Below are 10,494 nucleotides of genomic sequence, written 5' to 3'. Positions count from 1 at the left end.
TCGATACGGGAATCGGAACAGGTGATAAACAGGATTCTCGGTTTTTGTCCGTGGGAGAGTTGCTCAAATAATTGCCGATGTTCATCAAAATAACCACTCTGGAACTTTTCTAGTCCCTGTAGGAGTTTCTTCATAATAATTCTTCTGGTTTAGTTCGATCGCTATTCTAGTTGATCCTTTTAGAAAATTGTCGGGCATGAGATCATGGCAAGCGCATCTCAAGCGCTATTGACAATTGGCCAATTTTGTGATCTGTTTGCCCTGTAGGCATTTCAAATGATCAGCTAAGACGCATTTTCATGTTGCAAGAGTGCCTTATTTCAACAAGCAATTTAAATGCGCGGGCAGCTTACCAGTCCATCAGAATAGTTACCCTATTTAATTGAGATGGCAAATTCTCCTCAAATATGCCTGAATCGTGGGTAGGCAACTCACATAAAGTTCATTTTGTCAAGGATTGTTAAGATGCACTTACCCTCAACTGGCCCGATTAGCGATCGCTATTGGCGGCGAGATCGGTTATATTTTGTTAAGATAAGATACAAACTGTATCTAAGCAAATTTTATTTTATGGAAACTGCAACAATTTTGGGTATTTCGATCGCTGCCGCTTTGGTGGGGATTACCGCTTTAGCTCTTTATACCGCTTTTGGACCGCCAGCAGCAGAATTAAGCGATCCTTTTGAAGATCACGAAGATTAATTCTTTAATAACCATGTGGCTATTTGCCAAGGAGAAATTTGCTCCATAGGATCGATCGCTCTTTCTAAACCGTCGATCGATTCTTTTATTGTTAATTGTAATTGATTTTGCCAATCAATAACAGCGTTTTCTCCCTGACATTCATAAACGCGCATTACCCAACTCCGAGCGGATGTTTCACTTTGTTTGAAACTCATTAAAATTAAGTTATCGGCCGAGAATTTTAACCATTGTGCCACGGGTGGCAACCGGTTTGATCGGGAAGAATTAGTAATAAAAATAACGGTGACAGGTGAGTTTAACTGCCAAGCATGATGGACAGTTTTCGCCGTTTTCCAGTCCCCTTGATGGGGATATATTGCATAGGTAAATTCTTGTTTTCCCAGATCCGCCTCGGGATCGGGCCATCGGGGACTTCTCAACAGAGTTAATCGCAGTTGCTGGTTAGTAGCATCATAGCCATATTTATTATTATTTAAAAGACTAACCCCATAGTTTGCCTCTCTATCGGTTAAATCTGCCCATTTATGCCCGTAAACTTCCCATTTTGGCGATTCTGGTTCGTGGTAACGCTCGATCGCACCACAGGCAATTTCATAGGTGGTAAAATTGCTGTTGAGACTGAGAGGAAAAGCGGTTTTTACTAAAGTATGTTCTTGCTGCCAATTAACAATAGTTTTAATCTGGAGAATAGGAGAATCTTTTTCTAAGATATAATCTTGACAAAATTCCGAATCAGCTAAACTTCTGATCACGCGAATCTGCCAGCGCAAAGGACCATATTCTAAGCATTCGATCGATTTTAATACTGTTTTAGGTAAGGGATATTGTTGATAATTCGGATCGATATTCCAAGCGTCCCAATATTGTCCTTGATCTTTAAATGCCTGTAATTGATTACCGGCAGCTTGCAGGATTTCTTTTTGATTAATTACATCAAATATACTATCTATATCCCCCGTTTCTGAGTTAATAGTAACTTTAAGCAAGCCATTATCTAAAATAAATTGGCAGTTAATTAAATTTTGCTCGGCTGCTTGCTGATTGGGAACTAACCAAAATAACTTATAACCCACAGAAGGAATATTTTCAGCGAGAAATAATAGCTGATTGTCGTGGGATAATTGCGAGGTACAGAGACAATTATTTAAGCCATAAACTGAACAATTGACAGATTCTATAGGTAAAGAGATAATCTGGGTTCTTTCCCAGTTAAGAGAATTAAAAACTAGAAAAGGTTTTGCTTGGGGATGGGGGGGATTAGGTAAATTAATTTGAGGGGCAATTGCCTGTAAAGCTTGATGTAAAATTGCTTCACCTGTGCTGATAACTTGCCGCCATAACTGATTGGCATCCCTAAACACTTCGGGTATAGAAGTACCGGGCAGTATATCATGAAACTGATTTAATAAAACCTTTTTCCAGGCGGATTCTATCTCGACTTTCGGATAGGGAATCTCTAGTAAGATATTAGCCAGAGAAGACCATAATTCCCCTTGATACAAGAGGATTTCACAGTAACGATTATAGGCTTTTTGGTCAGAGTGAGTGGTATAACAACCCCGATGGAATTCTAGATATAATTCATCATCCCAGATAGGGAGATTACTTGTCTCTAGACTGTCCAGATAAGTTGTTGCTTGGCTAAATTTTAACTGGGGGAAAAAAGGAGATTTTTGCCAACGTTGGGCCACCTCTAACATATCACGAGTCGGACCGCCGCCATGGTCGCCAACTCCGGGCAGCCAAAAAATATCTTTTAAGCCGGTTTGCTGTTCCCAATTGAGAGCATGATCGGTCATAATAATTGGGTTAGTATCCATAACTCCGGCAACATTGGGAGGAGACATAAGGGAAAGAATTTTACTGCCATCGGGAGATTGCCACCAGAAAAAACCGTGGGTAAATTTAGTCGTATCATTCCAATGTAGTTTCCCGGTTACAAAGTATTTGATGCCAAAGGATTTAAGAATTTGCGGCAATTGGTAGGGAAACCCAAAGGTATCCGGCAGCCAAGCAGTTTTAGTGATTTGTCCAAATTTTTCTTGAAAATATTTTTGTCCATAAAGCAGCTGTCGAAATAGGGATTCCCCGGAGATTAAATTGACTTCTGGTTCTACCCACATTCCGCCCAAAAGTTCCCAGGATTGCCCTTTATATGCCTCTAGAATTGCTTGAAACAGGTCAGGATGATGTTTTTCTATCCATTCGTAAATTAGGGGGCTAGAATGACCAAATATGAGGGCGGGAAAATCTTTTTGCAGGTTTAAAACTGAGATAAAAGTGTTTTTTGCCACTTGCCAAGTTTCTGCCAACGGCCACAACCAAGCCATATCCAAATGTGCGTGACCGAGAAGATGAAAACTGCGTTCTTTCAGAGGTTGAGCGAGGAGTTGTAGGGATTGACGAATTGATTCTAGGGAGCGATTAAATTTATCTTTGTTGGTGACATTATCCCAGTCAATATTATCGAGAGTAGCGGTAAAAGCTGCTAAGTTTTCAGGATAAAAAGTTTGTAGATAATTATGGAGAATGGTTAATTCATCAGCAACAAAACTAGGATCGATCGCTTGGCTATATTCATAGATTAACTGGGATTTCATCAAACCACCAATATCATGATGGGGACTGACTAAACGGAGAGTAACAACGATTTCTTGACCAGTAGAGACCGAGTTAGAAAGTAAAATGCGCGTGGAAGAATCAAAGAGATCTCCCGCTTGGATAAATTGATTATTAATATAAATTTTGACATCTTCGGCCCACCAAGTTAGGATTAATCTCAGTTCCATTCCCTCTAAAGGATAACCGGCTAAATGTTCGGGGACAATAATTTTTTGAGTTAGATATTGAATTTGTCTGCCGGCCGGCCAAATAATGTATTGTTTTTCATTGAGGGTGACGGGTTGAATTGGGTTTTCCGCTGCTGTAGCGATCAACCAATTTTTCTGAACATCTGTGCGGGTGAGGTGAGACAGTTTAGCGATGTTGTCGAGGGGAGACATGAGCCAACAAATAAGTTAATTTTGATTATTTTAAGCGATCGAGGCCTAGTTGCCCTGGGGGAGGATTCCTGTTAACGCCATAGTGCTGAAGACTTACTTAATCTCATCCTTCAACGGCTGATTGAGAATGAGCAGGGAAGAGAAAGCCCGTGATGAGGATTGAACTCATGACCTCACCCTTACCAAGGGTGTGCTCTACCACTGAGCTACACGGGCATTGATCGTGGTGGGCCGGGCCGGATTCGAACCAGCGTAGGCGTAGCCAACGGATTTACAGTCCGCCCCCATTAACCACTCGGGCACCGACCCATTAATTCCACGATTATCAATCATAGCACCCTTAGCTAAAACACACAAGTGTTTAGGGAAAAAATTTTTTGAGCCATAAAATAACTCCCGTTAAGCACCATAGATAGCACTTAACGGGAGTTTTCTGACAATCTTGAAGATTACTTCAAAGCTTCTTCTTCTTGGTGGGTGAGGATCACACAGTCAGAGGTGGGATAGGCGACGCAGGTGAGGACATAACCCGCTTCAATTTGATCGTCATCTAAGAAGGATTGATCGGATTGATCGACACTACCAGATTGAAGTTTACCAGCACAGTTGGAGCAAGCTCCCGCACGGCAGGAATAAGGTAAGTCTAGTCCTTGTTCTTCGGCTGCATCGAGAATGTACTCATCATCTTGAACATTAATTGTCTGCTCGCCATCGGGTGTTTTCAGGGTGACTTTATAAATTGTTGCCATCGGTTGTTCCTCTTAATTAAATGCCAGTGAAAGCGGCAGTCTCTACAATTGCCTCTCGCTCGTCCTCAGAGTGAACGATTGGAGCGAGTTTCATTTCTGATACTACGGGAAAATCTCCCTGACTCAGCCTTGCATTAGTAATGACAGTCTTAAATAAACTTAAAATAAAATTTACTTATAGATCTAACCCAGAATTCTTGAGGATACTTGCTCGATCTCTAGATAATTTCATCGATCTACAATCTAGCTAAACTAACCACTACTAAGCATTTGGAGCCATAATGTTCATTGTTCTTTTAGTCTTAAGCCGATTTTTGTTAAACATTAATTTAACTTATAGTTAAGATAGATGTCGATGAATTGTCTTTAACCCAGCCAAGAAATTGCTTTTCGGTACTACTGCCGCTAACACATCTAGGGAAACTATGAAAAAATATATTGACAATCAAACTAATAAATGATATGGGGAGATAAATCCCCCGTTGCCAGGGGTTGGCTATCCGTTATAACGGATGGCTAACCCTCCCTGACGACTTTATGGTTTTCGGATTGCCAGTTTTCCAGGATCTGGTTCACCGATTAGCAAACTCTAATTACTTATTAGGTTGGGGAGTCATGCGTAGATAGGGTTTGATTTCCTCAACCCCTTTGGGGAATTTGCTGCGAGCTTCTTCAGTGGGAATAGAGGGAACCACCACACAATCGCCGCCGTCGGTCCAGTTAGCTGGAGTAGCCACTTGATAGTTATCGGTGAGCTGCAGGGAGTCAATTACCCGCAGTATCTCGTTAAAATTGCGTCCCGTGCTGGCAGGATAGGTAATAGTTAAACGTAATTTTTTGTTGGGATCGATGATAAACACCGAACGTACCGTGAGATTATTGAGGGAATTGGGGTGAATCATGCCGTAGAGATCGGACACTTTGCGATCGCCATCGGCGATAATCGGATAGTTAACGGTAGTGTTTTGAGTTTCGTTGATGTCATTAATCCAACCCCGATGGGATTCGGCGCTATCGACACTCAAAGCGATCACTTTAACATTGCGGCGCTCAAATTCTGACTTAAGACTAGCCACCGTACCTAATTCCGTGGTACAAACGGGAGTATAATCAGCCGGGTGCGAGAACAGCACCACCCAGCTATCTCCTACCCACTGGTGAAAAGAAATCGGACCTTCACTAGAATCTTGTGTAAAATCTGGAACGATATCACCCAATTGGAGAGCCATAATTGTGTCTTCCTTATTATATATTTCAAGACAAGCAACAGTTTATGATGCCATAGGAGTGCTGTTCTTCATTGATAATTTTAGGGATTTGTAATAATTGCATTAGGGGATAGGGGAATGAGGAAATGGGGGAAGTAGGGAGATAGGGAAATTCAACTGTAGCAGCCGCTGGATGGCAGCAGGAAAATCCTTGCCAGAAAAGGGTTTTAGCGATTTAGATTGTCCTAACCAACTTGTTCCTTGTGATCAAACCCCAAAACCGCAAAACCCTTCCCCTAGGACGGCAAACTAGGTTATGATCTGGTCTAATGGCATGATATAACTTTTTTAACTAGCTATCAGCGTTCAGCTAATAGCTAGGCTGCGGTGGCAAATCCCAACTACCCACCCTATGCCTAGTCGGAAAGCTGACGGCTTAATTTCTTGTCCTAATCGTTAATTTGCCTTGGTTTTAGGAGACCACAACTGCAATGAAGAATCTTGTTCGTCTGCTGGCGGTAATTGCCTTGATTATCGGGAGTTTTTGGGGCAAAGTTCCCGCTCAAGCTCTCAATCTTACCTCGATCGCCCTTCCTTCTCATCCTGTGGCGGTCTTAAATGCGGCTGATGCTAAACTAACCACAGAATTTGGGGCGAAAATCGACCTTAATAACAGTGATATTCGCGATTTCCGGGACTTGAGAGGGTTCTATCCCAATTTAGCCGGTAAAATCATCAAAAACGCCCCCTACGAAGAAGTGGAAGATGTCCTCAATATCCCCGGACTCTCGGACACTCAAAAAGAGCGTTTACAGGCTAATCTAGAGAAATTCACCGTTACTGAGCCTTCTAAAGAATTTATCGAGGGTGATGACCGTTTTAACCCCGGAGTTTACTAAATCCAGTTAATTACGGTTTTAAAAAAATTCCTAGGTGAGCGATCGCTCACCTTTTTCAGTGATCAGCTTCTGAAGGCAAGAGGCAAAATAAAGAATCTGGCATACTGCCCCAAGGAAAAGACTGGGGATTTTGGCCAGAGCTATAGAGAAATGAAGTGCTAGAATAAATAGAATTTATCAATTAACTCCTACATGGTCGTTTCCTCGCAACTGCCGAGTTATCAAGATGTTTTAGTGGTGGGATCGGGAGCGGCGGGATTGTATGCCGCACTGTGTTTACCCCCTAACTTAAAGGTGGGTTTAATTACCAAAGAAGATTTAAAAACTGGGGCTAGTGATTGGGCGCAGGGAGGAATTGCGGCAGCCACGTCCCCGGCAGATTCCCCCGTTTTCCATTTAGAAGATACCCTGAAAGCTGGAGCGGGCTTATGCGATCGCTATGCCGTGCAGTTTTTAGTCGAGAAGGCCCCCCAAGCGATCGCTGATTTGCTGCGGTTAGGAGTTAGTTTTGATCGCTCTGGAGACGACTTAGCCCGCACTCTTGAGGCTGCCCATTCCCAGGCCAGGGTACTGCACGCAGCCGATCGCACGGGGAGAGCGATCGTCAGTACCCTGATGGAAAAAGTGGTCGAACGCCCCAATATTACCATTATTCCCCAAGCGATCGCACTGAAACTGTGGCTTGATTCGGAAGGGCAACGCTGTCAAGGTATTTGTTTACTCCATCAAGATCATCTCTGTTGGCTACGAGCGCAAGCAGTCATTCTGGCTACGGGAGGCGGCGGTCAAGTCTATGCCCAAACTACCAATCCCGCCGTTAGCACCGGGGATGGAGTCGCCCTCGCTTGGCGTGCTGGGGCAGTGATTCGCGACCCGGAATTTTTTCAGTTTCACCCCACCGCTTTGACTGTGCCGGGGGCGCCGCGGTTTTTAATTAGTGAGGCGGTGCGCGGCGAAGGAGCGCATTTAATTGATGCCCAGGGGCGGCGTTTTGCCTTCGATTATCATCCGGCCGGAGAATTGGCTCCCCGGGATGTGGTGAGTCGGGCAATTTTTAGCCATTTGCAGAAAACCTCCGACGATCCCGCCCATGCCAAAGTATATCTAGATTTAAGACCAATCGAACCGGAGCGTCTGCGTTATCGTTTTCCCAATATTATCCGCATCTGTCAAAAATGGGGCATTAATGTGCTTGAGGAGCTGATTCCCGTCGCCCCCGCCGCTCACTATTGGATGGGAGGAGTGGCCACCGATTTAAACGCCCGCACTTCTCTACCCGGTTTGTATGCGATCGGCGAGACAGCTAGTACAGGTGTTCATGGAGCCAATCGTTTAGCCAGTAATTCTCTCTTGGAATGTATTGTCTTTGCGGCAAGTTTAGCTGCAATAGGTCTAGAGCCGGAAAACTTGCTGGGGGAAAGACCAGAAAAACCCTTAGAAATCGCAGAAAATTGGCAAGAAGAACAGGAATACTGGCAAAAAGTACGGAGAGAATTACCGATTTTAATGTGGGAAAATGCGGGAATTTGCCGATTTCAAAATGAGTTAGAAACTGCTATCCTACGGGTGCAAAAGTGGAAACAACAGTTAGAATCCTTAAAGATGGGCCAATTTCTCCAGAATCTTCTCCCCGACAAAGGACAATTATTTTTGTGTCCCTCGGTGCAGTTAGAAATAAGAATAGCGATCGAGACATTAAATCTTCTAGATATCGCTGACTTAATTCTGGAAAGTGCCTTATTACGAGCAGAAAGCCGCGGCGGTCACTATCGGGGCGATTATCCAGAAACCGTAGCTAATTGGCAATTCCACACGACTATTCAAGGTCGAACGTGGCGGAAAACGCCTGTGCAAGCTTAATTAAGCCAGTTTTTCACAGATAATCCCTACTAGGAGCCGTACTATTCGCCCCACGCTCACCGGAGGCCTTTCCCAATCATCGTGGTCTATGACCTATCTCTGGAGTTAAGTGCTTTTCATTTACGGCTTTTAGGCTATCATACTTTTACCCTCCCCCCCCCCCTAAACAGTTGCATTAATTCTATGATCAAACCCAATTTCCTATTTTTGTTAGCTATCGGTGTGAGCAGTTGGGGTCATCATTTTCAGGCTTTACCCAAGGCTAACGCTCAAACTCCCCCTAGGTTAGAGCAACCCCAGACTGTCGCCACTTACGATCAGTTGATGAAAGCTGGTTACGAAGCTACAGCCCAAAGAAATTACCAACTCGCCCTCGGAAAATTTCAACAAGCTCTGGCACAACGTCCGAACGATACATTTGCTCAAAATGCGATCGCTAATATCCAGAAGTATCTAGGTCAAACCGCCACGGCCGCCAACGCAGCCGCCAAAAACGAGACTTCACCAATACCGTTAATTGCTGGCTCGGCTCTCTTATCCATCGCTTTATTGGGAGTTTTACTATCGCTTTTCTTCCAATATCGTCCCAAGGGCAAAGCCTCAAAACGGCCCAAAAAGACAACTTACGTCAATCCTAAAAACCCACTCGACAACTTTTCCGGGGGCAATGGTAATTCCTTCGATGCGGACACCAAAACTGGCAGTGACATTAATGGCAATAGGGAAGACGATTTCGAGTTCGAGCCTTCTTTGCCCGTACAAGCTACCTCCCGCATCCCGAACGCAGACTTAATCCTGAGTTTGATTGAAAGTCTGCGTGATGATGATCCCCGCACCCGCAGACGGGCGGTTTGGAAGCTGGCACAGATGTCCGATTCTAGGGCAATGCAGCCTTTAGTCGATAGTATGGTGGATGGGGATTCCTACGAACGCAGTTTAACCCTAGAAGCTCTCGCTCAAATCTGTACCCGCTCCCTGCGACCGATGAACCAAGCTTTGGCTATCTCTCTCCAGGATAAAAATCCCCAAGTGCGGAAAAATGCTATCCGGGATTTAACCAGACTCTACGATATCATGTCTCAGATCAGTCAATTAATTTGTCATGCCCTCGATGATTCCGATGAGGAAGTGCAAGAAACAGCACGCTGGGCAATCAGACAGTTAAATCTGCAATTACCGCCCCGTTTAGATATTGCTCCCCTGGAAACCACTGGTGAACCGGAAGATGATGACGTACAGGATACTTCCTTCACTGAAACCACATCCACTGAGGTGCAGAATTGAGTGGAAAACTGTTATTTCTCTCCACTCCCGTGGGATTTTTGGGATCGGGGGACGGCGGTGGCCTAGAATTAACTCTTTATGATCTCGCTCGCACTCTGAATAAGCAAGGGTATGCGGTGCGGGTAGTGGCTCCAGAAGCCTCGCAATTGCATGATATTCCCTTAATCACTATAGCAGGAAATGCCCAGATTTCCGCCCAAAGTCAAGGCCGGCAAGCCCCGATTTTCATGCCCGAAAATGCCGTTTTGGCCAATATGTGGCACTACGCTCAACAAGTACAACATCAGTACGATTTAATTGTTAATTTTGCCTAGGATTGGCTGCCTTTTTATCTCACTTCTTTTTTTGCCACTCCCGTCGCCCATTTAGTCAGCATGGCTTCCGTTTCTTTGGCGATAGATCATATTATTCAAAAAACCTACCGCAGTTTTCCCCATTTACGCGCTTTTCACACCGTCGCCCAAGCAGAAACTTTCTCAATATCTCCCCCCTATCGCTGTTTGGCTAATGGTTTAGACGTATCTTTGTATCAGTTTCGGGCCGCTCCTTCCCCCTGTCTAGCCTGGGTGGGACGGATTGCCCCGGAAAAAGCTTGAGAAAATGCGATCGCCGCTTGTCAACAGTTGGGCGTACCTTTAGGGGTTTTCGGTCATCGGAAATTTTGGGTCTGAAACCCCGCCGTTCTAGGTTGGCTTTACGTTAGAATTAAAAGGCCAGTCTCGAAAACCAAGTGGACGGCGCAGCACCTTGAAAACTCGGCTTAGGGGGTTCCGACCAGAAAAGCTTG

General features: G+C 44.4%; 7 protein-coding genes, 2 tRNA genes and 2 pseudogenes. 5 read left to right on the top strand and 6 right to left on the bottom strand.

The window, feature by feature from the left end:
• Nucleotides 1-134, bottom strand: a pseudogene (locus IM515_RS22805) (carbonic anhydrase); the annotation flags it as partial.
• Between the two features lie 436 nt (nucleotides 135-570).
• Here IM515_RS22805 and psbN point away from each other — a divergent pair.
• A complete protein-coding gene (gene psbN, locus IM515_RS22800) occupies nucleotides 571-702 on the top strand; it encodes a photosystem II reaction center protein PsbN (RefSeq protein WP_002761150.1) in 132 nt (43 codons plus the stop codon).
• Here psbN and IM515_RS22795 read toward each other — a convergent pair.
• The 5 genes from IM515_RS22795 to IM515_RS22775 all read right to left on the bottom strand — a co-directional run bounded on the left by IM515_RS22795 (nucleotide 699) and on the right by IM515_RS22775 (nucleotide 5,685).
• The gene (locus IM515_RS22795) at nucleotides 699-3,707 is read right to left on the bottom strand and encodes an alpha-mannosidase (RefSeq protein ID WP_287628532.1); all 3,009 of its coding nucleotides are present in this window, start codon (nucleotides 3,705-3,707) and stop codon (nucleotides 699-701) included. The two genes, psbN and IM515_RS22795, sit on opposite strands and share 4 nt — an antisense overlap.
• A 144-nt stretch (nucleotides 3,708-3,851) precedes the next feature.
• A tRNA-Thr gene (locus tag IM515_RS22790) sits at nucleotides 3,852-3,923 on the bottom strand.
• Between the two features lie 8 nt (nucleotides 3,924-3,931).
• Nucleotides 3,932-4,016, bottom strand: a tRNA-Tyr gene (locus IM515_RS22785).
• A gap of 140 nt (nucleotides 4,017-4,156) precedes the next feature.
• Nucleotides 4,157-4,456: a 2Fe-2S iron-sulfur cluster-binding protein gene (locus IM515_RS22780; protein WP_002766009.1), complete on the bottom strand. Its 300-nt coding sequence runs from the start codon at nucleotides 4,454-4,456 to the stop codon at nucleotides 4,157-4,159.
• A gap of 593 nt (nucleotides 4,457-5,049) precedes the next feature.
• A complete protein-coding gene (locus IM515_RS22775) occupies nucleotides 5,050-5,685 on the bottom strand; it encodes a peroxiredoxin (RefSeq protein ID WP_002761158.1) in 636 nt (211 codons plus the stop codon).
• A gap of 470 nt (nucleotides 5,686-6,155) precedes the next feature.
• Between IM515_RS22775 and psbU the strand changes: the two genes are divergently transcribed.
• The 4 genes and pseudogenes from psbU to IM515_RS26030 form a co-directional block, all read left to right on the top strand.
• Nucleotides 6,156-6,563 carry a photosystem II complex extrinsic protein PsbU gene (psbU, locus tag IM515_RS22770; protein WP_002754370.1) on the top strand — a complete coding sequence of 136 codons (408 nt, stop codon included), beginning with the start codon at nucleotides 6,156-6,158 and terminating at the stop codon, nucleotides 6,561-6,563.
• 192 nt (nucleotides 6,564-6,755) lie between these two features.
• Complete coding sequence (gene nadB / locus IM515_RS22765; protein WP_287628530.1) at nucleotides 6,756-8,423, top strand: L-aspartate oxidase; 1,668 nt, start codon at nucleotides 6,756-6,758, stop codon at nucleotides 8,421-8,423.
• A 183-nt stretch (nucleotides 8,424-8,606) separates the two neighbouring features.
• On the top strand, nucleotides 8,607-9,707 hold the full coding sequence (locus IM515_RS22760) for a HEAT repeat domain-containing protein (RefSeq protein WP_287628529.1): 1,101 nt from the start codon (nucleotides 8,607-8,609) through the stop codon (nucleotides 9,705-9,707).
• Nucleotides 9,704-10,300, top strand: a pseudogene (locus IM515_RS26030) (glycosyltransferase); the annotation flags it as partial. The gene IM515_RS22760 and the pseudogene IM515_RS26030, both read left to right, overlap by 4 nt.
• Nucleotides 10,301-10,494 lie beyond the last annotated feature (194 nt).

This window comes from Microcystis sp. M44BS1, assembly GCF_020244875.1.
Lineage (GTDB): Bacteria > Cyanobacteriota > Cyanobacteriia > Cyanobacteriales > Microcystaceae > Microcystis > Microcystis panniformis.
The sequence above is the reverse complement of the archived record's forward strand: the minus strand, read 5'-3'. Positions and strand labels throughout refer to the sequence as shown.

Excerpts from the sequence above, each read along its gene's own strand:
- psbN (WP_002761150.1), top strand. The coding sequence starts at position 571 with ATGGAAACTGCAACAATTTTGGGTATTTCGATCGCTGCCGCTTTGGTG.
- IM515_RS22795 (WP_287628532.1), bottom strand. The coding sequence starts at position 3,707 with ATGTCTCCCCTCGACAACATCGCTAAACTGTCTCACCTCACCCGCACA.
- IM515_RS22780 (WP_002766009.1), bottom strand. The coding sequence starts at position 4,456 with ATGGCAACAATTTATAAAGTCACCCTGAAAACACCCGATGGCGAGCAG.
- IM515_RS22775 (WP_002761158.1), bottom strand. The coding sequence starts at position 5,685 with ATGGCTCTCCAATTGGGTGATATCGTTCCAGATTTTACACAAGATTCT.
- psbU (WP_002754370.1), top strand. The coding sequence starts at position 6,156 with ATGAAGAATCTTGTTCGTCTGCTGGCGGTAATTGCCTTGATTATCGGG.
- nadB (WP_287628530.1), top strand. The coding sequence starts at position 6,756 with ATGGTCGTTTCCTCGCAACTGCCGAGTTATCAAGATGTTTTAGTGGTG.
- IM515_RS22760 (WP_287628529.1), top strand. The coding sequence starts at position 8,607 with ATGATCAAACCCAATTTCCTATTTTTGTTAGCTATCGGTGTGAGCAGT.